Here is a 22,701-nt window from a genome sequence, read left to right as displayed (position 1 = left end):
TCTCCTTCGAAGTCAGGTGGCGGTTCAGGCGAGGCCGAGGAGGGCCGGTGCGGCGAGGGCGGCGAGCACGCCACCGACGAGCGGGCCCACGACCGGGACCCATGAGTAGGACCAATCGCTGGAGCCCTTGCCCTTGATCGGCAGGATCGCGTGCGCGATGCGAGGACCGAGATCGCGGGCAGGGTTGATGGCGTATCCGGTGGGGCCACCGAGCGAGGCGCCGATACCGACCACGACGAGAGCGACGGGGAGCGCGCTCAGCGGGCCGAGGCCCCCGGGGACGCCGATGTCGGCGACGCCGTAGTCGGCGAATGCGAAGACGGAGAACACGAGGACGAACGTGCCGATCACCTCGGTGACGAGGTTCCAGCCGTAGGAGCGGATGGCGGGGCCGGTCGAGAACACGCCGAGCTTGTTGGCGGGCTCCGGCTCCTCGTCGAAGTGCTGCTTGTACGCGAGCCACACCAGGATGGCACCGACGATCGCACCGAGGAGTTCCGCACCGGTCGCGGTCGCGAACTGCGAGAAGTCGATCTTGCCACCGACGAGCAGGCCGATGCCGACCGCCGGGTTGAGGATCGCACCGGAGTACGCCGAGGCCAGGACACCCACGAAGACCGCGAGACCCCAACCCCAGTTGACCATCAGGAAGCCGCCGCCGTAGCCCTTGTTCTTGGCCAGGGCGACGTTGGCGACGACTCCGCATCCGAGGAGGATCAGCAGCGCTGTGCCGACGAACTCCGACAGGAAGTAGAGACCGAGATTCACATCAGTCATGTCTTCTTTGACCTTTCTCGCGTGTCAGGGCCCCTCTGCCCCGACACTCTTCTTTTGTTGTGGTTCGTCGCGAGGAGGGCGACGGTCGGAGGCTCCCGTCAGCCGCGGGTGCGGGACGGGATGTGAAGTCCGTGGCGCTCGTTCAACAGCGTCCGAGTCTCCTCGACCTCGGCGTCGTGACGGTCCCGATCCCAATCGAGCAGCGACGCCAGGGCGTCAGCGAGCTCATCCAGCACCTCGGCGTCGGCATTGCCGGTGAAGGCGATGCTGGTGCGCCGGAGCACGACGTCCTGGAGTCGCGCGACGAGCTCGTTGCGCACCATCCACTCCAGCTCGCGCGTCGAGAGGTCACCGTCGGCGAGGGGGCTGTCGTCGCCCTGCTCCACGAAGGCCCAGACCTCCGCGGCGCGAGTGCCGTAGCGGGCCAGCAGCTTCGCTGCGCGGTCGCCGGCCCCGGGGAGGTTCTCCTGGATCCAGATGCGACGGGCCTTCTCGGTGCGCGGGAAGTCGCGTCCGCCGCCGATCGCGCGACCGGCGGTCGACACGGTTCGGGTGCGGCCGATGAGATCGAGCACGACGTCGGAGAGCGATTCGCCCAGCGCGCGGAACGTGGTCCACTTGCCGCCCACGAGGCTGACGAGGGGGGTCGCGCCCTTGCGGTCGACCTCGACCCGGTAGTCACGCGAGACGAAACCGGGTGCCGTGTCCTCGTGCCGGGGAAGCGGGCGGATGCCGGAGAAGTTGAACACGATCTGCTCGCGCGTCACGGAGATCTGCGGGAACACGTGGTGGATGAGGTCGAAGAAGTAGTCGATCTCCTCCTCCGTGCACACCGGAACCTCGCGGGGATCGGCGTCGATGTCGGTCGTGCCGACGAGCACGCGGCCCTTGAGCGGGTAGATCAGCACGATGCGACCGTCGGAGTGCTCGAAGAAGATCTCGCGGCCGCGGGTCGCCTCGAGGAGCTCCGGGTGGTCGAGCACGATGTGCGAGCCCTTGGTGCCGCCCATGAAGCGCGTGTCGGCGCCCAGCGCGTCGTTGGTGAGGTCGGTCCAGGGGCCGGAGGCGTTGACGACGACGTCGGCCGCGACGGTGAACTCGGTGCCGCTCTCGCGGTCGCGCAGCACGACCTTGTCGCCCTCGCGGGCGACGGCCTCGACGTAGTTCAGCGCCACGGCACCGGGGTGGGCGGCGCGGCCGTCCTGCAGCACGTCCAGCGCGAGGCGCTCGGGGTCGTGCATCGAGGCGTCGTAGTACGTGGCGGTGTACTTGATGTTCGGATCGAGGTGCGGGAGTTCCGCCAGCGACTTCTTGCGACCCAGGAAGCGGTGTCGCGGAACCGTCCCGCCGTCGCGCGAGAACGTGTCGTAGATCGTGAGGCCGATCTTGATCAGGAACGCGCCGCGCTCCTGCGGCTTGCCGCTCTTGTGCGTGAGGAACCGCAGAGGTGCGGACAGGATTCCGGAGAACGTGGAGTAGATCGGGATGGTCGTCTGCAGCGGCTTCACGTAGTGGGGCGCGATCTTCAGCAGTCCGTTGCGCTCCTCGACCGACTCGCGGACCAGGCGGAACTCGCCGTTCTCGAGGTAGCGGATGCCACCGTGGATCATGTGGCTCGACGCGGCGGAGGCCCCGGAGGCGAAATCACCGCGTTCGACGAGGACGACATCGACGCCCTGCAGAGCGAGGTCACGGAACGTGGAGATCCCGTTGATGCCTGCTCCGATGATGAGGACGCTCGTGCGTCCTGCTTCGCGAACGGCGCGGACCTCCGCGCGCTCCGGTGACGAGTGTGTCGACTCGATCATCTTCGACCTCCCTGTGGTGCTTGCCCCCAGCATCGACCCGTACGACCCCAGCGCGCAAGCCCGCTGCACATATGTGCAAGGATCGGTGACGAGGAGGATGCCATGCCCCACCCTGAGCCGGGATCCCGCGACTCGAAGCTGGTCGCGGCGCTCACCGCGGCGCAGCTCTATTACATGCAGGACAAGACCATGGAGGTCATCGCGAAGGAGTTGAAGACCTCCCGGTCGTCGGTCTCGCGCCTCCTGAGCTTCGCGCGGGAGAGCGGTCTCGTCGACATCCGCATCAACTCGCCGCTCGAACGGCTCGGGATGCTGGAGCAACGCATCCGCGACCGGCATCGAGTGGTGGCGCATGTCGTGCCGACGCCGGAGATCGTGAGCGAGGTGGAGCGGCTCGAACGGGTGGCGCTGACGGCCGGCCGCTTGCTCTCGCAGTTCGTCGACTCGAACATGATCGTCGGAGTGGCGTGGGGGTCGACGATCAGCGCGGTGAGCCGTGGGCTCACGCAGAAGGAGACCCACAACACCACGTTCGTACAGCTCAACGGCGCCGGCAACACGCAGACGAGCGGCGTCGAGTACTCCAGTGACATCCTGCAGCGCTTCGGCAGCGCCTTCGGTGCCCAGGTGCAGCAGTTCCCGGTGCCGGCGTTCTTCGACGATCCGTCGACCCGTGAGGCCATGTGGCGCGAGCGCAGCACGCGCCGAGTGCTCGACCTGCAGGCGAAGATGGACATCGCCGTCTTCAGTCTCGGGTCGCCGGCAGCCGAGGTGCCGAGTCGGGTCTACGTCGGGGGCTATCTGAGTCGCGACGACTACCGCAGTCTCCGCGAGGACCACGCGATCGGCGACGTCGCGACGGTGTTCTTCCGGTCCGACGGGTCGTGGAAGGACATCCGCGTCAACGCTCGTGCGACCGGCCCCGGCCTCGACAGGCTGCGTCGGGTTCCGCGTCGCGTATGCGTCGTGTCCGGCATCCCGAAGCTGGCGAGCCTCCGCGCGGCGATCGCCGCCGACCTCGTCACCGATGTCGTCCTCGACGAAGGGCTCGCCCGCCGGCTGGTGGACGACTGACGGTCAGGGCGCCTCGATCGAATCCTCGGGACCCGACCGGAACTCCCGGATCAGGTGCTGCACGACCGCACGCAGGTCCCCGCCGGTGGCGTTCGCGATCGTGAGCTGCCGCTCATAGCTGGCGCCATTGCCGAGGATCGTGGAGATGCTCCCGAACTCCCGCACGCATCCGAGCTCCAGCGCCACAGGCGTGAGCTCGTCGAGGACCTCCGCGAGGTGATCGCGCACGGGTCGCTGCGTGCCGTCGGCGTCGACGATCAGACGCGCGTCGAGCCCGTAGCGCGCCGCGCGCCACTTGTTCTCCCGGTGGTACCACGACGGCATGGTCGGCAGCTCGCGCCCCTCGTCCATCTCGCGAGAGAAGTGCTCGACCAGCACCTGCACGAGGGCGGCGACGGCGGCGAGCTCCGGCAGCGTCGAGAGCCCGTCGCACGCCCGGATCTCGATGGTTCCCCATCGAGGAGCCGGACGGATGTCCCAGCGGACCTCGGTGGCGTCAGCCATGACACCGGTTCTGACCATGTCGTCGAGGTACGACTCGTACGCGGCCCAGTCGGGCAGCTGCCAGGGCAGACCGGCGGTGGGGAGCTGCTGGAAGACGAGGGCGCGGTTGGACGCGTACCCCGTGCGCTCCCCGGCCCAGAACGGACTGGAGGCCGACAGGGCCTGGAGATGGGGGAGGTACGCCGAGAGGGCGTTGATGATCGGGATGACCTTGCGCCTGTCCTCGACACCGATGTGGACGTGGATGCCCCAGATCATCATGTTGCGTCCCCACCACTGGGTGCGCTCGATGAGGGTGTGATAGCGCGTCTTGTCGGTGACCTCCTGGTCGTACCACTGCGCGAACGGGTGGCTGCCGGCGGACAGCAGCTCGATGCCGGCCGGGTCGGTCGCAGTCCGGACTGCCGTGATGGCGTTCGCGATGTCGTCGACCGCGTGCGCGACCGAGTCGCCGACTCCGCTCGTGACCTCGATGGTGTTCGTCAGGAGCTCGCCCGTCACGGTGTACCGCTCGTCCGCACTGTTCGCCTCCAGGACGTCCAGCAGTTCGGGAGCGCGCCCGACGAGGTCGCCGGTCGCCGGATCGGCGAGCATGATCTCCCATTCCAGGCCGACGGTGGAACGGTCGGAGGGGGCGAACTCGAGTGTCACCCGCACAGTCTGGCACGCGACCCCAGCGACACGACGGGCATCGTGTCTCCGCGTTTCGCGACCGGGCCGGTGATCTGGCAGAATAGAGGGTCGGACGACGTGCTCGACCCTCTATCCAGCACGAGTCCTCCCTCTGAGCTTCCGCCGGATGTGCACCCCACTCTCCAGGCGACCGGTTCGTTTCCTTCCACACAATTCAGGAGAATCGTGGCTGTCAAGATTCGTCTCAAGCGCCTGGGCAAGATCCGTGCGCCCTACTACCGCATCGTCGTCGCCGACTCGCGCACCAAGCGCGACGGTCGCGTGATCGAGGAGATCGGCAAGTACCACCCCACCGAAGAGCCTTCGTTCATCGAGATCGACTCCGAGCGCGCGCAGTACTGGCTCTCCGTCGGCGCCCAGCCGACCGAGCAGGTCACCGCGCTTCTCAAGATCACGGGCGACTGGGGCACCTTCAAGGGTGACAAGGACGCGAAGTCCACCCTCAAGGTCGCCGACGAGAAGGCCGCTTTCGAGGCGGACTCGTCGAAGAAGTCGGTCATCAAGCCCAAGGCGGAGAAGAAGGAGGAGGCCCCCGCTGAGGAGGCTCCCGCCGCCGAGGCCGACGCGGAGGCCGCTGAGGCTCCCGCCGCCGACTCCGAGTAATCCGCCGTGCTCGCCGCCGCGCTCGAACACATCGTCAAGGGGATCGTCGATCACCCTGAGGATGTCCGCATCAACGCCTCCACATCGCCGCGAGGCGATCTCCTCGAGGTGCGCGTGCACCCCGACGACCGTGGACGCGTGATCGGGCGCGGCGGCCGCACCGCGAAGGCACTGCGCACGCTCGTCTCCGCTCTTGCGGACGGGCGGCGCGTCCGCGTCGACGTCGCGGACGACTGACGTGGTGCCGAAAGACCGCAACCAGGGCAAGAACCAGCTCCGTGTGGGGCGTCTCGTCAAGGCCCACGGCCTCAAGGGCGCACTGAAGCTGGAGCTGTACACCGACAACCCGGAGCGGCGTTTCACTCCGGGTGCCGAGTTCACGCTGCAGGTGCCCGAGGCATCTCCGTGGCACGGCAAGACCGTGACGGTCCGCGAGTACCGCGTCATGAACGCGAATTCTGTCGTCTTCTTCCAGGATGTCGATGATCGCGACGCCGCCGAGAGCCTCGTGCGCGCGATCCTCTGGATCGACCAGGACGCGGACGAGCCGGAAGACAACGCCTGGTACGACCACCAGCTCACAGGTCTCGACGTCGTCCGCGACGACATGGTCGTCGGTCGCGTGATCCGCGTCGAGCACCTGCCCGCACAAGACCTTCTCATCGTCAAGTCGCACGAGCGGGAGGTCATGGTCCCGTTCGTCGAGGCCATCGTGCCGACCGTCGACATCGCCGCCGGACGGGTCGTCGTGACGCCGCCCGCGGGGCTGTTCGAGGAGCTGCCCGACTCCGAAGACGCCGCGAACGCGGGGAGCGTCGAGGATGCCGGAGAGTCGTCCGGCTCCGACGCGACCTCCTGAGCCCTGACCCGGTTCTCCTCGTGCGCATCGACGTCGTCTCGATCTTCCCGTCGTACTTCGACGGTTTGACCCTTTCGCTGCTCGGCAAGGCTCGCAGCACCGGTCTCCTCGACCTGAACGTCCACGATCTGCGCGACTGGACCCACGATCGGCACCGCACGGTCGATGACACGCCGTACGGCGGCGGTGCCGGCATGGTCATGAAGCCGGAGCCGTGGGCCGCCGCGATCGACGATCTCGCGGCGATCGACGCGTCGGTTCGGCCGACCATCATCTTCCCCTCTCCCGCAGGCGAGGTGTTCACGCAGGCCTCCGCGCGCGAGCTGAGCGGAAGCGACCACCTCATCTTCGGATGCGGGCGCTACGAGGGCATCGACGAACGCGTCTTCGAATACGCGGCGACGCGCGGCGAGGTGCGGCTGATCAGCCTCGGCGATTACGTGCTGAACGGGGGAGAGGTCGCCACGATGGCGATGATCGAGGCCATCGGACGCCTGATCCCCGGCGTGGTCGGCAATCCCGAGAGCCTGGTCGAGGAGTCTCACGAGGACGGTCTGCTCGAGTACCCGTCGTACACGAAGCCGTCCCTGTGGCGGGACCGGCCCGTGCCCGATGTGCTGCTCAGCGGCAACCATGCCGCCATCGCCGCGTGGCGCCGCGAGCAGCAGTTCGAGCGCACCCGGCTCCGCCGTCCCGATCTGCTGCCCGGCGACGAGTCCTAGAGCATCCGCTCGCCGCGCCGGTCTATCTCGAAGACCACCCCGTGCGGATGCCGGAGCGCCAACGCGCTCGACGCATCGAGTCCGCGGAGTTCGGCACGCAGCATCCGCCCGATCATCTCGTGGCTGACGATCAGCGGTGTGCCCGGTGCCGACCAGCCGCAGGACGTCAGCGCTCGGCGTGCGCGGGCGCGTGCCTGCGCGTAGCTCTCGCCACCGGGGAACGCCCAGCCGTAGCGGTTCGCGGCGCGTTCCTCCCTGGCCGTGGGGAAGCGCACGTCGATCTCGTCCCAGGTCATCCCCGCCATCTGCCCGTGGTGGACTTCGGCGAGCTCTGGGATCTCGACGAGATCGACTCCCAGCCGCTCGGCGATCACCACGGCGGTGCGCAGTGCACGCCCCAGCGGACTCGAGCAGACGATTGCGACACCCTGACCGATGAGTCGCTCGGCCACGGATGCCGCCTGCCGCTCGCCTTCGGCCGTCAGAGGCGAGTCCAGCTGCCCGTGCAGCCGGTGCTCCAGATTCCACTCCGTCTCGCCGTGGCGGGCCAGGAGCACTCGCTCCGGCACGTGACGGTCCTGCGGGATCATGCCCTCAGGATGGCACAGGCGGTGCGAGGCGTCGACGCACGGGCTGATACCGTCGGAGCATGGTCGATGAGGCACTGGCGAGATCGTTCGAGGGAATCGGAGCGGACTACGACCGATACCGGCCCGGGTTCCCCGCGGTCGCGGCGGATGCCATCGTCCCGCGCCACGTCGGTGTCGCTCTCGACCTGGGAGCCGGTACTGGGAAGTTCACCGAACATCTCGTGGATCGCGCCGACCGGGTCATGGCTGTCGAGCCGTCGGCCGCCATGCTCGAGGTCCTCCGAGAGAAGCTGCCCACCGTGCAGGCTCTCGCCGGTGACGCGGAGCAGATCCCCGTCGGGGACGCTGCCGTCGACGTCGTGGCGGTGGCGCAGGCTTTCCACTGGTTCGACCGGGTGCGAGCCTGCGCGGAGATCGCGCGGGTGCTTCGGCCCGGCGGAACGCTCGGCCTGCTGTGGAATCGGTCCGATCCCGCATGCTCGTGGGACACGGCGGCAGCACGCGTCATCCACCCCGCTGTGGGCGAGGCCGATGAGACGACCAGCACGGCGGAGGACCTCCCGGGATTCCGTTTCGACCGTCTCGAATCATTCCACTGGAGCGAGCCGATCACCCGCGACGACTATCTCGCACGGTGGTCGACCGTGAGCACGTACCTCGTCGCCGAACCATCGGCGAAGGCGGCGATGACGGCCGCGATCGAGGAGATCCTGGACGCGGATGCCGCGACGCGCGGTCTCGACGGCTTGGAGTTGCCGCATCTGACCGACGTGTACCTCTACACGCGGGTATGAGGATCTGGTCGCTGCATCCGCAGTATCTCGATCGTCAGGGACTGGTGGCGTGCTGGCGGGAGACCCTCCTCGCGCAAGCCGTCCTCGCCGGACGCACTCGCGGGTGGGACAGACATCCCCAGCTGGAGAGGTTCCGAGCAGCGCCCGAGCCGCTCGATGCGCTCGGCTCGTACCTCGAGGCGATAGCCGTCGAAGCGGATGAGCGCGGTTATCGGTTCGACCGGAGTCGCATCGACCGTGCTGCGGCACGCCAGGTCGAGGCGCTCTCCGTCACCACGGGGCAGCTCGGCTTCGAGTGGGGTCACCTCACAGCGAAGCTCGCAGGGCGCAGCCCCGACCTCCTGGAGCTCTGGTCGGGCGTGACGACGCCCGAGCCGCATCCGCTGTTCCATGTCCTCGACGGGCCCGTCGCAGGCTGGGAGCGGGCGTCGGCCGCCGACTGAGCGGCTTTAGTCCACGCCCAGGAACGAGCGGTCGGTGAGCACGATCGGGCCCTCGGCCGTCACCGCGACCGTGTGCTCGGAGTGCGCGCCACGGGAGCCGTCCACGCTGCGCAGCGTCCAGCCGTCGGGATCGGTGACCAATTCGTCGGTGGTCGCGAGCAGCCAGGGCTCGAGGGCGAACACGAGTCCCTCGCGCAGTGGGAAGCCGCGTCCGGCTCGGCCGTCGTTCGGCACGTGCGGGTCGCAGTGCATGATGCGACCGACGCCGTGGCCGCCGAAGTCGGTGTTGATGGAGTACCCCTCGCCGTGCGACACCGCGGCGATGGCGGCCGAGATGTCGCCGATGCGGTTGCCTACGGTCGCCGCGTCGATCGCGGCCGCCAGAGCGCGCTCTGTGGTGTCGATGAGCCTGAGGTCTTCGTCGCGTGGTGTTCCGACGATGAAGGAGACTGCCGAGTCGGCCACCCAGCCGTCGACGGACACCGCGAAGTCGAGTGAGACGAGGTCACCGTCGCGAAGCGTGTAGTCGTGGGGGAGTCCGTGCAGGACGGCGTCGTTCACAGACGTGCAGATCACCTTGCCGAAAGGGCTCGCACCGAACGAGGGGTGGTAGTCGATGTAGCAGGACTCGGCACCCGCCTTGCGGATCATGTCGTGCGCGCGACGGTCGATCGACAGGAGGTTCGTGCCGACCTTCGTGTCATCGCGCAGCGTCGCCAGCGTCTCGGCGACGAAACGTCCTGCCGCGCGCATCTCGTCGATCTCGGCGGGGGTGCGCAGTTCGATCATCGGGTGTCCTCTCGTCCGTTCCATTCTCTCTGATCGGAGCCCCACGGGGATCGCACGCGCTCAGAGCGAACACCCGCGGACGTACCCGGCAGGCCGTCGTACCATCGACACATGTGGTTGCGACAGGCCTTCTTCCGGTGGTTGCTCCCGGCCGCGTTCCTGCTGCCACTGTGGCTCCTCGTCGGATGGGGCGTGTTCCAAGGCGGGTGGGCGATCCTGTGGGTCCTGTTCATCGCCGTGCCGTCGGTATTCCTCGGGCAGCTGCTTCTCACCCTTCTCACGCGGTCTCGTCCGTCGGTGCGCGCCGAGCGGGCGGTCTCCTGGTGGGACGTCGCCGGATTCACCGTCTGGCACGGACTCACCATCGCCGTCGGGCTGTTCATCGACGGGGCGTTCGGGTGGCTCCTCACGGCGGCGATCGTCGCCGGTATCGCGTTGATCTGGCTTCAGCTCTGGCAGCTCTGGAACGAGGCGCGGGGGAGCGGTGCGCGCATCCGAGAGACCATCGGCTGGTCGACGATTCCGCGCGTCGGCGAGACCACGTCCACGACCCGACCGCGGGAGGTCATCATCGTCCGCGAGACGGATCAGCCCGACGGCTGACGGATCAGCGCCGCGTTTTGGTGGCGCGACGCATCCGTGGCAGAATAGTTCCTTGTGCCGTGACCGGCTCTGCCTCAGGGGAGCCCGCGGTCGCTTCGGCGCCGTTCAGCACACACCTTTCTTGTTCCTTCCGAAATCATGCATCCGACCTGTGGCGAATGCAGAGAGAGACGATCATGCAGATCCTCGACGCCGTCGACGCGGCTTCGCTCCGTTCCGACATTCCTGTCTTCCACCCCGGTGACACCGTCAACGTGCACGTCAACATCACCGAGGGCAGCCGCTCCCGTATCCAGGTCTTCAAGGGCGTCGTCATCGGCCGCCAGGGCGACGGCGTTCGCGAGACCTTCACGGTCCGCAAGATCAGCTTCCAGGTCGGTGTCGAGCGCACCTTCCCCGTGCACTCCCCGGTGATCGACCACATCGAGGTCGTCACGCGCGGTGACGTGCGTCGCGCGAAGCTCTACTACCTCCGCCAGCTGCGCGGCAAGAAGGCGAAGATCAAGGAGAAGCGCGACAACTGACGTTCGCCATCTCCTCAGCACCCCGGGACACGACGTCCCGGGGTGCTTTGTTCTCCCCGGGGTGTGCGACCCTTGGTAGTGCCGCCTGCGCGCGGTGCGACTCTGTGAAGGAACCTGATGACGACTGACTCCGCCGCCGCATCCACGCCTCGAACACGACGGCGCCGCGGATTCCTGGTCTTCCTGCGGGACGTCCTGATCATCATCGTCATCGCCGCCCTGGTCTCGTTCGTCGTGAAGACGTTCATCGTCCGCTCGTTCTTCATCCCGTCGGCGTCGATGGAGCGCACGCTCATGGTCGACGATCGGATCCTCGTCGACGAGCTGACTCCGCGCTGGACCGACTACGAGCGCGGAGACGTGGTGGTCTTCAAGGATCCCGGCGGGTGGCTCGAGGGCCAGCCGCAGACGCCCGCGCAGCCGCCGCTCATCCAGGCCGTCGATTGGGTTCTCACCGTCGTCGGCATCTCAGCGTCGGACTCGCAGGACCACCTCGTCAAACGCGTCATCGGGCTGCCGGGAGACCACGTCGTGTGTTGCAACGCGCTCGGCCAGATCACGATCAACGGCGCTCCCATCGACGAACTGGACTACCTCGATTTGCCCGAGGGCGACACCGCGGCATCCAACGAGCCGTTCGACGTGGTCGTGCCCGATGACTCCATCTGGGTGCTCGGAGACAACCGCGACCGTTCGCGCGATTCCCGCGCGCATCAGGATCTCCCCAGCGGCGGTTTCGTGCCCCTCGACAACGTCGTCGGCAAGGCTTTCTTCACGACCTGGCCGCTCGACCGCATGGGAACGATCGACGGTCAGCACGACAGTTTCAACGGAGTGCCGGAGGCGGAATGACCGTCGTCGCACCGAAGCTCACGCTCGAACGCAGACTCCTGACCGAGGAGTGCGAGCTCATCATCTCGCTCGACGAGGTTGGCCGCGGCGCCCTCGCCGGCCCCGTGGCGGTCGGCGCAGCGGTGATGGACGCCAAGGGCGCACGCCGACGCGTCCCCGAAGGGCTCCGTGACTCGAAGCTGGTGACGGAGAGACGGCGTCCCGACGTCGCGGCCCGCGCCGCAGCGTGGGTGCAGGCCTCAGGGGTCGGATGGGCGACGGCTGCGGAGATCGATCAGGTCGGCATCATGCGGGCTCTCGGTCTGGCAGCATCCCGGGCGGTGCAGAGCGTGGTCGAGCAGGGCGTCGCGGTGTCCAACGCGCTCGTGCTTCTGGACGGCAACCACGACTACGTCTCCGCCGTGCATCCCGTGCCCCTGCGGGTGCGGTCGGTCGTCAAGGCCGACCGCGACTGCGCCTCGGTCTCCGCGGCGTCGGTCATCGCGAAGGTCGCCCGTGACAGCTACATGACCGAGCTGCACGTCGACCACCCGCCGTACCAGTGGGACCGGAACAAGGGGTACGCGAGCGTCGAGCATCGGGACGCGATCCGTTCGCTCGGGCTCTCGCCCCACCATCGATCGTCATGGGCGATCGCCGACGCGCCGACCCTCTTCTGAGCGTGCGACGACTGCCCGTGCCGACTCTAGGATGGACTCATCATGGATGAGGAAGCATTCGACGACTACGACCGCGAACTCGAGCTGGCTCTGTTCCGCGAGTACCGCGACGTCGTCTCGCAGTTCCAGTACGTCGTCGAGACGGAGCGGCGGTTCTATCTCGCCAACGAGGTGAACGTGGTCCGACGTGACACCGAGCACGACTTCTACTTCGAGATCTCCATGAGCGACGTCTGGGTGTGGGACATCTACCGTGCCGACCGCTTCGTCAAGGCCGTGCGGGTGCTGACGTTCAAGGACGTCAACGTGGAGGAGCTTCAGCGCCGCGAGTTCGAACTGCCCCAGGAGCTCTCACTCGACGGCGAGTGACGGCTCTGCACGCCTGATCCCACTTGCGCGCGTGAAGTCTTCTGCGCGCGTGATCTCTTCTGCACGAGAGGTGGGATCGGAGAGTTCTCCCGGGTAGCCGTCGTTAGCGGGGGGCGTCGACATGGAACAGTCCCGTCGGACGACAGGCTGTCGGCATGGCAGCGAAAGACGAACTCGGCAGAGCGGGCGAGCAGCGCGCCGCGCGATACCTTCAGAACCGCGGATATGAGATCCTCGCCCGGAACTGGCGGTGCTCCCAGGGGGAGATCGACATCGTCGCGGTCGCGTCCGGATGGCTCTGCGTCGTCGAGGTGAAGACACGCACATCGGCGGCCTTCGGACACCCTCTCGATGCGATCGACTCGCGCAAGCTCGGGCGGCTGTGGCATCTGGCCTACGCGTGGATCGCCGCGCACCCCGACCGCGCGCGCGGGCTCGCTCTGCGGGTCGAGGCGATCTCGATCATCGGGGCGGATCCCGCGTCAGGCGAGATAGAGCACCTGGTGGACCTCTGATGACGATCGCACGGACCTGGGCGGTCGCACTGACGGGGGTGGACGGGCATCTCGTGGAGGTGGAAGCGGACCTCTCGAATCAGACACCCGACTTCCGCATCATCGGTCTCCCCGACAAGTCGCTCGGGGAAGCGGTTCAGCGCGTGCACAACGCCTGCAAGAACTCGGGCCTCGAGCTTCCGCGGCGCAGGCTCACCATCAACCTCTCCCCGGCGAGCCTGCCGAAGCAGGGATCCTCCTTCGACCTGAGCGTGGCGGTGTGCGCCCTCGCCGCCGGGGGAGCCCTCGACGTCCGATCGATCCGCTCTACGGTGCACATCGGGGAACTCGGGCTGGACGGGCGACTGCGCCCTGTGCCCGGAGTGCTGCCCGCGGTTCTCGCGGCCGCGCGCGCCGGATTCGACCGCGTGGTCGTTCCGTCGGCGAACCTGAGCGAAGCCGTGCTCGTGCCCGGTGTGGAGGTCCGCGCGGCCGTCTCTCTCGCCGAGGTGGCCCTGTGGCACGGAGCGGACGTCGTCGTTCCGGAGCTCGATCCGGTCGAGCGTCCTCCGGTCGCCCTCCCGGACAGCGAATCGCTCGATCTCGACGACATCGTCGGGCAGCACGACGCCGTGGAAGCACTCGTGGTGGCCGCAGCCGGAGGCCACCACATGCTCCTCAGCGGACCCCCGGGCGCCGGCAAGACCGTGCTGGCGAGGCGGCTCCCGGGCATTCTTCCTGCGCTCACCGACGAGGAAGCCCTGGACGTCGCCTCGATCAGATCGCTGTGCGGTGAGAACGTGCGGAGCCTCGATGCGGTCGCGCCGCTCGAGGCACCGCATCACAGTGCATCGGTCGCCGCTCTCGTCGGGGGCGGTTCGCGTGCGGCGCGCCCGGGAGCGATCGTGCGAGCGCACCGCGGTGTGCTCTTCCTCGACGAGGCAGCCGAGTTCTCGCGCGTTGCGCTCGACGCTCTCCGACAGCCGCTCGAGTCGGGCACCATCGAGATCAGCAGGTCTGGATTCACTGCGCGCTTCCCGGCGCGATTCCAGCTCGTCATGGCCATGAATCCGTGTCCATGCGGCAACTACGGGGTGCGAGGAGCCGAGTGCGTCTGCCCCTCGGCGGCCATTCGCCGATACGCGACGCGGCTCTCCGGTCCCCTGCGCGACCGTGTCGACATCGAGCTGCAGGTGGCGCGCGTGACGCCCGCGCGTGCAGTGGCCGGGGCACCGGCGCTGACGAACACCCGCGACGCCGCTGCTCGAGTCGTGAGCGCCCGCGCTCGAGCAAGGGAGCGTTGGCGCGGCACGCCCTGGACGAGGAACGCCGAGGTGCCGGGGAGTCGGTTGCGTCAGATCGACGTGCGGATCCCTTCAGATGCACGAACACCTCTGGACCGCGCTCTCGAGAGAGGGATGCTGACGCTGCGTGGCTACGACCGAGTGTTGCGGCTCGCGTGGACTTGTCGCTGTCTGAGGTCGATGCGTATCGAATCCCCTAGGGTGTCATCATGCCATCAAGCAAGAAGTACCGGGACCGACCGGGCTATTTCTCGTTCCGGTTGTCGACGCTTTCCGTAGTGCTCTTATGCATCACTGTCAGCTCGATTGCTTCGCTCGCGGTGGTCGCGACCATCTCTGAAGCTGACGCGCTATCTACAGTGGCGCTTGCGCTTGCAGTGCTCGCTTTTGCGGCGCAGCTCATCGTCACGCTCGCCCAGAATCAATCCACATCAAATCAGACGCGCGATACCTTTCGTATCAACGCGGAGACGCGGGCGGTGCTAGCTGAGATACAGGCGCAGAGCGCGGGCCTAGTCTCCCTCCAATCGAACCAGTTCGACAAGTTGCTGAGTCGGTTGCTCGATCCGAACGTCCTCAGTGCCGCCATCGACAACTCGACAGATGACGATGGCGAAGAGAGTAGCGGTGGCGTTGACAGTGCCGCACAAGTAGACCCCGTGGCTTTGGCCGCGGAACTCAAGCGGCTCGTAAGCCAGACAACCGTAGCCGAACGACGACCTCCGTACAGCGGCCCCAAACCGTTATCGCAAAGCTCGGAGACCGACGCAATCGAAGCGGTGAGCGAATTCCGGTTGCTTACCCCCGAAGCTCAAGACTTGCTTCTCGAGATTGTCGCTCGTCCACAGGGTGCGGCCGACCGACTTGTGGTTCCGACGGGTGAGGAGAATCCGCCAGGCCTCGTCGAACTCCGAAAGCGTCGGTTCGTCACATTTGCGCCTGGATCCCGAGAGGACGGGCGACCGGTGGCGCTCCTGCGAAAGGGAGCGTTGATCCGCGAATACCTTCGGGACGACAGTGTGCTTCCTTGGGCGCATCTTTACGGGCGGCGGATAAGGCGGATCGTCGCGAACCGGAACGTGCCTGACCAGGAGGGTGCGTAAGTTACCCTTCCGTGATCTGAATCTCGCTACAGTCCTGCCTATGACCCACATCGCTCGGGCCGTCATGCCCGTCGCTCTGCTCGTGACGCTCGGCCTCGCTGGTTGCTCGGCGACATCGACCCCGCACCAGGAACCGGCACCCAGCGCCGTAGCGGAATCCCCGACGCCGTCTGCGACGGAGGAGGCTCCCGCACCCGCGGCGGGCACTCGTGAGAACCCCATCCCAGTGGACACGCTTACGGAGTACGACCCCGCCTCGATGTGGCGCTTCTCAGTTGGAGCTACTAACCCGGACGCGACAGCTGACGTGATCGCGCAGAATCAGTTCAACACCGTCCCCGCGGGAAGCGTCTTCATTACGGCTCCGCTCTACCTGCAAGTCAAGCCCGAGGGCGACCCAAACGGCGCGGACCCGATCAGCAGCCTTCTCATCGAGTACGTCAGCGCGAAAGGCAACTCCTTCCAGTCGAACGCGACTTGTGTCGTGAACGACGCGCCTTGGAACATCGGCACGATGTATCCCGGTGCAGAGGGGCGGGGGACGATCTGCGCCGCCGTGCCCGCTGACGCCGTCGTCGGCGGCGCGTGGAAGGTGACGTCTATCGTCAAGCCCGACACGTTCATCTTCCTCGACGGGGCGAACTAGCCGCCGAGCGCGGTGAACACCTGCGACACGACCGCTCCGCCCGCCGCACCGATGGCGGCGGCAATCCCACCGGCACGCCAGACCCACTTCTCCAGCGAGCGAAGGCGCGTCTCATGGTCGTCGACGTCCTTGGTGAGTTCCGTGGTCTTCAACAGTGCGACCTCCTGCCGCATCTCCTGCACGATGTCGTAGACCTCGCGGAGCGTGATGACAGCGGGGCTGTCTCCGGGGGCGTTCATACGGCGTCCTTCCAAGACGTGCCATCAGACACCAGCGGCGCGAGGGCGTTCCAATTCGAGCCATTTGACACGTTGATAGGCACAGGCACCCAGATGCCATTGAGCGAGACGTACGCGCCGGAGGCGGTCATCTGGGCGATCACGCCGGACTGTGCGGAGTAGCCAAGCGCATTGTGCGCGTACACCCGCCAGTAGTACGTGGTGGCGGGGTCGAGTCCTGTCACGAGGGCGGTGTTGACGCCGCCGCCCAGCGGGTAATCGACATACCCACCGCCGAGGTCCACGCTTGCCGAGCGACGAAGAAGCATTTGATCGATGCCAGAACCACCGTTGCCGGGGATCGACCACGTCAGCCGCATCGAGTTCGGGGTGACCTCGGAGGCGACGGGCGTGCCGGGAGCACCGGGTACGGTGGCGCGGAACAGCGACGCGGAGTGGTTGCCACCACTGCCGAAACCGCTAGTACCGGTTGCCCCGATGCTGAAGTAGACCGCCTGAGACGTCGTCACCGCCCACGGCCCAGCGATCATCCGGGTGCCGCCACCCGAGGCCCAGGTGAACGTGCCGCCCACGGAGACACCGTTCACCGTTCCCCACCACGACTTACCGGGGCTGTTGATGAACGTCGCCGAGTAGTCCTGACGAAGTCCGAACCAGACGTTGTAGCCGTCGTCGCGAATCACGAGGTAACCGGCCTCGCCCACGCGGCCCGAGAGGTAGTCGGTCATCAGGGCGTCCTGATCCACACGCGACCATTCGCGTGTCCGGGGTCGGTGGCCTGCACGTAGATGCCGAGGTTCTTCAGCGCTTGGGAAGCCGTCGTCGCTCCCGTGCCGCCGCGGGTCACTGGTCGCGTCTCCAGCTTCACCGAAGCGGCCATGTCACGCGTCTCGGTGATCTCGTCGGCCCCGTCCTTCACGAGATCGGTGTTCGGGTTGACGGTCGCCCAGCCCGCGGCGAGGGTCTGATCTCCGAGTGCCATTAGGCGTCCTTCCACTTCAAGGTCGGGTTCACTGCCGACCACGTCTGAGTCGGGTTCCACGCGGCCCACGAGCCAGGGAGCGTGTCAATCAACCCCCGCGTGCCGACTTCCATCAGCCCGGTCTTCAGACCGAACACGACGCGGCGCACCTTGCCGGTCTGCTTGACGGTGCCGGGGAGGTCAATCGAGACGTCGTTCGTCGGCGTCGCTCGGAAGTCCACGAGCGCGGTGACGTCCTGGACGCGACCGCGCCCAGTGAGACTGTTCAAGATGTAAGCGGCGGCTCCGGGGCCGGGATACTCCGACTCGCGCTCGACGCGCATCACGAGATCGTCAGTACCGGCGAAGTCGAACGCCTCGCGCTGCGTGCCCTCGGCATCGACCCAGCGGTAGGTGACGAGCACGCCGGTCGCCCAGTCCTCGGTATTCCGGCTGATTGTGTCGGTGCCCTCCGTCGCGTTGAACTTGGACTGGACAACGATGTAACCCGGCACCTCGTACTCGGCGGGGTCGATCAGCCGCCAGACGCGCTGCTCGTCGCAGAACAACCGGAGACCCACGGACTCCGTCAGCGGCTCCAGAAACTCATGGAGCGACTGACCCGGCTTCCAATCGAACAGCTCGGGCGGACGCGGCACGAGAGCGCGGCGCTCGCTCGTGGAGAGCTGCGGCGTGCCGTTCCACGTATAGACGTAGCGAGAGTCGCTGCCGCCGTTCGTGCCGCCGTCGAAATGCGGCACCTCTAGGGTGCCCTCAGTGATCGTGACGCCGGTGATGTCGACCGTCTGACCGGCGGCGTAGGTGCCGCTCGCCAGGTAGGCGTAGACGCCTACTCGCAGCGCGCCGGGATACGCCTGGAACACGAACGTGAGCCGGTGCCAGGTGTTCGCTGTCGTCGTGAACGCGGGGCCGTTGAGGTTCGTTCCTGCGAGCGCGCCCGCCGCATTGCGCTGCTGCACGCTGAGTCGGATCGACTTACTCGCCGAGGTGCGCACCCAGGCCGACACCCGATAAAGCTGCTTCTCTCGGATACCGACGTTCATCGTCCCGTTGAGGATCGCCGCCGCGTCACCGCCCTCGAAGTATGGCCCGCGCGCCTCGCCCGCGTTCATCGTGACGCGCACGAATGAGGCAATGGTCGGCGTCGGGAGAATCCCGCCCGTGCCCCGCGCGAGTGCCCCACCCGCGCCGGTCCAGCCTGAGAGGTCGGTCCCCGCGGTCGGGTTCGTCTGGAGGTTCGTCGCATCCCACGCTGCCGTAACGTCGGCATCGGCGGTGCCCGCGAGAAGATTCGCGCCGATCAACCCGAGCGCCCAGTTGCAGATGCCGCGCAATGACGTCTCGAACGCCCGCGGAGAGCCATCGGCTGTCGCGGCCAGGCGGCGCTTGTCCATCAGCAGCGCCTCGTCGGTCGCCAGCTCCAGGGACACGCGCCCGGTCTTGTGGTCAACGGTGCGACCGCGCAGCCCAAGGTCGAACACTCGTGGAGGCGTCGTGCCTGGATCAGTCGCGGAGTCGTACGCGGCGAGGGTGACGCGCTGGCCCTCGCGCGGGTCGATACGTTCCAGGATGCCGAGGTCGCTCAGCGGCACATCGACGCTCGCAAGGCCGTAGGGCGCGTGATTCTCGTCGAGGGTCACCCGACCCTCGGAGATCGGCAGGGGAGCGTAGGGCAACGTCTCGGCGGGCACGTGGTGCACAAGCTCGACGTCATCCCAGATGGTGTTCGCCGACGGGAGGCTGAAGCTCTGAGCGGTCGACACGGCGGTGACCGGAACTCCGAGCTGCACCCACTGGTTCGTGCCGCTGAAGTAGGCCCACCCTCGAAGCGTGTACTGGTGACCGATCACGAGGCCGGTGAATGCCTTTGCGGGGCCGTTCGCCGACAGGGCGTAGTTCCCGCTGCGCTTGGTGGTGCTCTGCACGGTGCCGCTGCTGAAGCCGTCGCGTCCGTTGTTGGTGACCGTCGTGTAGGCGTCGCGGGTGAGAGTGATGTCGTCGTAAGACACGTTCTGACCGACGCTCTTGCCGAGGCTGATCGCCTGGCTTGCCGCGGTCGCCGTGAACGTGTGCGTGAACGTGGTCCAGGTGCTCGCTGAGAGGGTCATGCCCGCGCTCGCGCCTGCGGGTGTGGTCACGGTGAGCGTGAGAGATGCCGGGGAGTAAGCACGGAAGCTCAGGGTGTAGGAGCGCCCAGCCGTGAGGCCGGTGAATGTGCGCGCAAGCGGGGCGGTCACCGAGAACTGGTGAAGCGCGATCTTCGTCGCATTCGGAGCGGTCCCGGTCGTGACGATTGACGTTGTCCAGCCGTCCGGGTTGCTCGCGCTGGTCGCGAACGACTCGAACGTCTGCGAATAGACCTGCTGCGCCGCGGTTGTCGTTGCGGCGTAGTCCTCGAAGCCGTAGCTGTACTCGATGATGTCCTGCGCGGGCGTAGCGACGAACGGCGGATCGACCGGTCCGATGAACGCCTGAACCTCGGGCTTCACCAGGGACGTGCTCATGGCTGCACCTCCTGGTAACCCACCGAAAGGACCCAGCGGCTTCGGCCCTGATCGTCCAGTGCGAGGTCGAGCGACCCATCGGTGACGTATGTCATGCCGACCGAGGGGCGGTCGGTGTCCGAGAGGGTGAAGGTCGTCTCCAGGCCGTGCTTGGTGAGCGCACCGAAACCGTCGGCCTCGGTCAGAAAGAACAGCTCCAGCCGCCCTGAGCGCGGGCGCGGCGCGATCAGCGTCACTGCGATGCCACCGCCAATGAGATCGTGCACAATGTTCTGGGACTCCCGCGCCGTCTGGTAGCCGAGCACCAGCGCGGGAGAGATCGAGCCCGTCGTGCCGTCGTTCACGGTGATGAGAGAGGCCATGTCAGTAGACGCCCTTTCCGAAGGTCTCGCCCACGACGCGGGCGTAGACGGTCGCCGTGCGGCGACGTCCGACGAAGTCGCTCATGGCGCGCTCAGCGCCCGAGGTGTCGACGTTGACGGCTACGCTGCCGTCGGGGAGGTTGCGGACCTTGGAGTCGAACGCGTTGACGTCGGTAGATGCCTTGCCGGTCTGTGCATTGACGACCACCTCCGTGTTATCCGGGAGTAGCACAATCGAGTTCCCGAGGGCATCGGTCTTACCTGTCGCCTCGCCCGCCTGAGCGGCGTAATCGTAGAGCGCCCGGGCCGACACCTCGGCGGCTTGAGCACCGGACATGTAGCCGTCCTTCACTCCTCGCAGCACGCCATCCAGCTCGGTCAGCCGCCCGTTCGTGAGCATCGTCTGCATACCGTGATCGGCGAAGGCGGAGCTGAGCCGGTCGAGGTCATCGCCGCCCTTCGCCAAAGCGGTCAGGACGTCGATCTCGTCCCACCCCGATGCCACGGCGAGGTCGGTGATCTGCTTCCACTTCTCGGTGTCGTTCGACCATTCGGACATACGCGCTTGAACGCCCGCCGTCTGGAGTGCTCCGCCTACCGAGTAGGCCATCTCGAATGCGGATTCCTTGGCCTCGTCGAACGCCTCGGAGGCTTTGGTGATCGCGTCGATCATCACGCCCGCGCCAGCTGCGACCGCGATACCCGCTGCGGTTCCCGCGGGACCGAACCCGGAGAAGGCGTTGGCGGCAACCTCCTGGGCGACTTCGCCGATGGACTCGAACGACCCGTCGAAGCTCGCGGCGGCCTCTCGGGCGGTCTGCTGCGCCTCGTCCTTGAACTCGGACACGCCCTCCTCGGCGCGGTCCATTCCGCGTCGGACGTCATCGCCAGCGTCCTTGCCCGCGTCGCCGACATCTTTCGCCCGCCGTACGGCCTCCCGGAACTTGTCCTCCAGCCCCTCGACGGCACGTTCCGCCTTATCCGCGCCCTGCTTCGTGTCACGGGTCATGTCGTCCAGCGAGTCTGCGACGTCGTCTAGAGCGTTCTCGACGTTCCTCGTCTCGCGTATGAACTCGCGGGCGTCCCCAGTGATGGGGATATTGATGTCCTTGACGGCCATGCGGAATCACCTCCGTTCGAGGGCTTCGTGAAACGTGCGGATCGTGGTCTGTACCCAGAGCGCGACCATGCGAGGGATGAGGTCTTCGGCGGTCGGCCACACCACGCGGCCTCCCTTGCGCCTCCACCCCAGCTGTCGGGCCGTGTGACGGGTGACGGGGAACCGCGCCGAGCCGCGCCGACCTCGATAGGTCTTCGTCTGGTTGCGGTCGCCACCGAACTCGACGGGTCGGGTGAGGTCTTTCAACTTCCCGACCGCACCCGAGCGGAGAACGACATTGGTATCGCGGACCTGGACGCGGGCGGTCTTCACCAGAACCTTGCGGTCGAGCTTGGAGGAGGCGCGCTTCTCCAAACCACGCGTCCACTCTGGTTCTGCCACGCGCTTGGTGTGGCGACGCAGCTGCGCCTGAATTTCCCGACCCGCACCCGCGATAGCCAGGAGTGCTGCCTGCACCTCCCGGCTATCGCGAGCGCTGATCTGGAGGGGCATCAGGGGGTCGCCGGAACCAGCTCGGGACGACCCTTCACCCCGAGGGTGACCGTCGCGGTGGCGAAGCTGTTGACGGAGCCTCCGATGGCTCCCGGCGTCACGATAACGTCCACCTCGAACGACGGCCCGGACCCAGAGCGCGGACGGAATACGACCGACTTCGTCTGACCTTCGTTGTTGAAGAGGTAGACGCTGAGGCTGTTGGCCGTCTCCCAGTCCTGGGCGTACGCGAGCGTGCACGTCCACGTCGCGGTGGACATGTCGGTGTGCACGCTGGTGGGGGTGAGACCCTGCCACGTCTGGGTAGACGCGCTCGGGGTGAGTTCCACCTGCGAGACGTGAGCCTCGTAGTTGTCGGTGCCGACCGTGAGAAGGACGTCCTTCAGCACGAACGGGGCGACAGTGATCGTTGCCATGATTTGCCTCCTAGGCGGTGGTCTGGACGGTGAGTTGGATCGACCACGCCGGATAGGCGGGGTCGTTCGCCGGGTACGCGGCGCGCTCAGCGCTTACGAACTGGACGTTGGGGATCAGTCGCAGAAGCGGGATGAGGTCTTCGAGAACGTCATCGAGGCGGTCGTCCATGTGGCCCTCCACCTGGGTGGGTTCCACCACGGTCAACGCGACGGTGTGGGTGAGCACGCCCTGCTGAGGTCCGGGTTCGATCCGCGTGTGCATGAGCAGCGCGGTGGTTTTCCCGACCGTCGACAGCGACCTGTCGTGGTCGTAAAACACCCAGCCGGTCGGGAGGAGAGGCCGAATGTGGTCTGCGAGGTACTTTCGGACGCTCAT

At 67.0% G+C, this 22,701-nt stretch carries 30 protein-coding genes; 16 read left to right on the top strand and 14 right to left on the bottom strand.

The genetic code is table 11. The annotated features are described in order from the left end of the window. Positions 1-24 precede the first annotated feature (24 nt). Both M3195_RS04870 and M3195_RS04865 read right to left on the bottom strand, forming a co-directional pair. Positions 25-777 (bottom strand): MIP/aquaporin family protein, encoded by a 753-nt coding sequence (locus M3195_RS04870; protein ID WP_251585432.1) that lies wholly within the window; start codon positions 775-777, stop codon positions 25-27. Between the two features lie 98 nt (positions 778-875). Beyond that, positions 876-2,585, bottom strand: coding sequence for a glycerol-3-phosphate dehydrogenase/oxidase (locus tag M3195_RS04865; protein ID WP_251585431.1), 1,710 nt, complete (start codon positions 2,583-2,585; stop codon positions 876-878). Between the two features lie 102 nt (positions 2,586-2,687). Between M3195_RS04865 and M3195_RS04860 the strand changes: the two genes are divergently transcribed. Further along, positions 2,688-3,659 carry a sugar-binding transcriptional regulator gene (locus tag M3195_RS04860; RefSeq protein WP_251585430.1) on the top strand — a complete coding sequence of 324 codons (972 nt, stop codon included), beginning with the start codon at positions 2,688-2,690 and terminating at the stop codon, positions 3,657-3,659. A gap of 3 nt (positions 3,660-3,662) precedes the next feature. Here the strand turns inward: M3195_RS04860 and M3195_RS04855 are convergent, their stop codons facing one another. Next, positions 3,663-4,814 (bottom strand): glutamate--cysteine ligase, encoded by a 1,152-nt coding sequence (locus M3195_RS04855; RefSeq protein ID WP_251585429.1) that lies wholly within the window; start codon positions 4,812-4,814, stop codon positions 3,663-3,665. 207 nt (positions 4,815-5,021) lie between these two features. On the opposite strand from M3195_RS04855, the gene rpsP reads away from it, so the two are divergent. From rpsP to trmD, 4 genes are read left to right on the top strand one after another with little or no spacing between them, the layout of a single operon-like run. Further along, a complete protein-coding gene (gene rpsP / locus M3195_RS04850; protein WP_096715969.1) occupies positions 5,022-5,459 on the top strand; it encodes a 30S ribosomal protein S16 in 438 nt (145 codons plus the stop codon). 6 nt (positions 5,460-5,465) lie between these two features. Next, on the top strand, positions 5,466-5,696 hold the full coding sequence (locus tag M3195_RS04845; RefSeq protein WP_096715970.1) for an RNA-binding protein: 231 nt from the start codon (positions 5,466-5,468) through the stop codon (positions 5,694-5,696). 1 nt (position 5,697) lies between these two features. Continuing rightward, on the top strand, positions 5,698-6,318 hold the full coding sequence (gene rimM / locus M3195_RS04840; RefSeq protein ID WP_251585428.1) for a ribosome maturation factor RimM: 621 nt from the start codon (positions 5,698-5,700) through the stop codon (positions 6,316-6,318). A gap of 20 nt (positions 6,319-6,338) precedes the next feature. Beyond that, complete coding sequence (trmD, locus tag M3195_RS04835; protein ID WP_251585427.1) at positions 6,339-7,040, top strand: tRNA (guanosine(37)-N1)-methyltransferase TrmD; 702 nt, start codon at positions 6,339-6,341, stop codon at positions 7,038-7,040. Here trmD and M3195_RS04830 read toward each other — a convergent pair. After that, a complete protein-coding gene (locus tag M3195_RS04830) occupies positions 7,037-7,630 on the bottom strand; it encodes a histidine phosphatase family protein (RefSeq protein ID WP_251585426.1) in 594 nt (197 codons plus the stop codon). The genes trmD and M3195_RS04830 overlap by 4 nt on opposite strands. Before the next feature lie 59 nt (positions 7,631-7,689). Here M3195_RS04830 and M3195_RS04825 point away from each other — a divergent pair, with 59 nt between their 5' ends. Then, a complete protein-coding gene (locus M3195_RS04825; RefSeq protein ID WP_251585425.1) occupies positions 7,690-8,424 on the top strand; it encodes a class I SAM-dependent methyltransferase in 735 nt (244 codons plus the stop codon). Next, a complete protein-coding gene (locus M3195_RS04820; RefSeq protein ID WP_251585424.1) occupies positions 8,421-8,867 on the top strand; it encodes a pyrimidine dimer DNA glycosylase/endonuclease V in 447 nt (148 codons plus the stop codon). The genes M3195_RS04825 and M3195_RS04820 overlap by 4 nt, the downstream gene beginning before the upstream one ends. 6 nt (positions 8,868-8,873) lie before the next feature. On the opposite strand, the gene map is transcribed toward M3195_RS04820, so the two are convergent. Next, positions 8,874-9,656 (bottom strand): type I methionyl aminopeptidase, encoded by a 783-nt coding sequence (gene map / locus M3195_RS04815; protein ID WP_251585423.1) that lies wholly within the window; start codon positions 9,654-9,656, stop codon positions 8,874-8,876. A 111-nt stretch (positions 9,657-9,767) separates the two neighbouring features. Here map and M3195_RS04810 point away from each other — a divergent pair, with 111 nt between their 5' ends. The 9 genes from M3195_RS04810 (at position 9,768) to M3195_RS04770 (ending at position 16,210) form a co-directional block, all read left to right on the top strand. Next, positions 9,768-10,259 carry an MFS transporter permease gene (locus M3195_RS04810; RefSeq protein WP_251585422.1) on the top strand — a complete coding sequence of 164 codons (492 nt, stop codon included), beginning with the start codon at positions 9,768-9,770 and terminating at the stop codon, positions 10,257-10,259. A gap of 176 nt (positions 10,260-10,435) precedes the next feature. Beyond that, entirely contained in the window at positions 10,436-10,783 is a 348-nt protein-coding gene (rplS, locus tag M3195_RS04805; protein ID WP_096716150.1) for a 50S ribosomal protein L19, read from the top strand. Between the two features lie 117 nt (positions 10,784-10,900). Continuing rightward, positions 10,901-11,635 carry a signal peptidase I gene (gene lepB / locus M3195_RS04800; protein WP_251585421.1) on the top strand — a complete coding sequence of 245 codons (735 nt, stop codon included), beginning with the start codon at positions 10,901-10,903 and terminating at the stop codon, positions 11,633-11,635. Then, complete coding sequence (locus M3195_RS04795) at positions 11,632-12,294, top strand: ribonuclease HII (protein WP_251585420.1); 663 nt, start codon at positions 11,632-11,634, stop codon at positions 12,292-12,294. The genes lepB and M3195_RS04795 overlap by 4 nt, the downstream gene beginning before the upstream one ends. A gap of 42 nt (positions 12,295-12,336) precedes the next feature. Then, positions 12,337-12,663: a DUF2469 family protein gene (locus M3195_RS04790; protein WP_017204525.1), complete on the top strand. Its 327-nt coding sequence runs from the start codon at positions 12,337-12,339 to the stop codon at positions 12,661-12,663. 155 nt (positions 12,664-12,818) lie between these two features. After that, a complete protein-coding gene (locus M3195_RS04785; protein WP_251585419.1) occupies positions 12,819-13,178 on the top strand; it encodes a YraN family protein in 360 nt (119 codons plus the stop codon). Then, positions 13,178-14,740, top strand: coding sequence for a YifB family Mg chelatase-like AAA ATPase (locus tag M3195_RS04780; RefSeq protein ID WP_251585418.1), 1,563 nt, complete (start codon positions 13,178-13,180; stop codon positions 14,738-14,740). Before M3195_RS04785 ends, M3195_RS04780 begins: the two co-directional genes overlap by 1 nt. Further along, positions 14,671-15,564: a hypothetical protein gene (locus M3195_RS04775; protein ID WP_251585417.1), complete on the top strand. Its 894-nt coding sequence runs from the start codon at positions 14,671-14,673 to the stop codon at positions 15,562-15,564. The genes M3195_RS04780 and M3195_RS04775 overlap by 70 nt, the downstream gene beginning before the upstream one ends. 40 nt (positions 15,565-15,604) lie before the next feature. Beyond that, on the top strand, positions 15,605-16,210 hold the full coding sequence (locus tag M3195_RS04770) for a hypothetical protein (RefSeq protein ID WP_251585416.1): 606 nt from the start codon (positions 15,605-15,607) through the stop codon (positions 16,208-16,210). Here the strand turns inward: M3195_RS04770 and M3195_RS04765 are convergent. The 9 genes from M3195_RS04765 to M3195_RS04725 all read right to left on the bottom strand — a co-directional run bounded on the left by M3195_RS04765 (position 16,207) and on the right by M3195_RS04725 (position 22,701). Beyond that, positions 16,207-16,449: a hypothetical protein gene (locus M3195_RS04765; protein WP_251585415.1), complete on the bottom strand. Its 243-nt coding sequence runs from the start codon at positions 16,447-16,449 to the stop codon at positions 16,207-16,209. The two genes, M3195_RS04770 and M3195_RS04765, sit on opposite strands and share 4 nt — an antisense overlap. Then, the gene (locus M3195_RS04760) at positions 16,446-17,177 is read right to left on the bottom strand and encodes a fibronectin type III domain-containing protein (RefSeq protein WP_251585414.1); all 732 of its coding nucleotides are present in this window, start codon (positions 17,175-17,177) and stop codon (positions 16,446-16,448) included. The genes M3195_RS04765 and M3195_RS04760 overlap by 4 nt, the downstream gene beginning before the upstream one ends. Beyond that, positions 17,177-17,431 carry a hypothetical protein gene (locus M3195_RS04755; RefSeq protein WP_251585413.1) on the bottom strand — a complete coding sequence of 85 codons (255 nt, stop codon included), beginning with the start codon at positions 17,429-17,431 and terminating at the stop codon, positions 17,177-17,179. The genes M3195_RS04760 and M3195_RS04755 overlap by 1 nt, the downstream gene beginning before the upstream one ends. Next, complete coding sequence (locus M3195_RS04750) at positions 17,431-19,935, bottom strand: hypothetical protein (protein WP_251585412.1); 2,505 nt, start codon at positions 19,933-19,935, stop codon at positions 17,431-17,433. The genes M3195_RS04755 and M3195_RS04750 overlap by 1 nt, the downstream gene beginning before the upstream one ends. Beyond that, positions 19,932-20,297, bottom strand: a complete 366-nt coding sequence (locus tag M3195_RS04745) for a hypothetical protein (protein WP_251585411.1) — start codon at positions 20,295-20,297, stop codon at positions 19,932-19,934. Before M3195_RS04745 ends, M3195_RS04750 begins: the two co-directional genes overlap by 4 nt. A 1-nt stretch (position 20,298) precedes the next feature. Further along, positions 20,299-21,417, bottom strand: a complete 1,119-nt coding sequence (locus tag M3195_RS04740; RefSeq protein ID WP_251585410.1) for a hypothetical protein — start codon at positions 21,415-21,417, stop codon at positions 20,299-20,301. A 6-nt stretch (positions 21,418-21,423) separates the two neighbouring features. Further along, positions 21,424-21,798 carry a hypothetical protein gene (locus M3195_RS04735; RefSeq protein WP_251585409.1) on the bottom strand — a complete coding sequence of 125 codons (375 nt, stop codon included), beginning with the start codon at positions 21,796-21,798 and terminating at the stop codon, positions 21,424-21,426. 110 nt (positions 21,799-21,908) lie between these two features. Then, complete coding sequence (locus M3195_RS04730) at positions 21,909-22,325, bottom strand: hypothetical protein (protein WP_251585408.1); 417 nt, start codon at positions 22,323-22,325, stop codon at positions 21,909-21,911. Between the two features lie 10 nt (positions 22,326-22,335). Beyond that, complete coding sequence (locus tag M3195_RS04725) at positions 22,336-22,701, bottom strand: hypothetical protein (protein WP_251585407.1); 366 nt, start codon at positions 22,699-22,701, stop codon at positions 22,336-22,338.

The sequence above is a fragment of the Microbacterium hydrocarbonoxydans genome (genome assembly GCF_023715885.1).
Classification (GTDB): Bacteria; Actinomycetota; Actinomycetes; order Actinomycetales; family Microbacteriaceae; genus Microbacterium; species Microbacterium hydrocarbonoxydans_C.
This window is presented reverse-complemented; position numbering and strand designations above follow the sequence as displayed.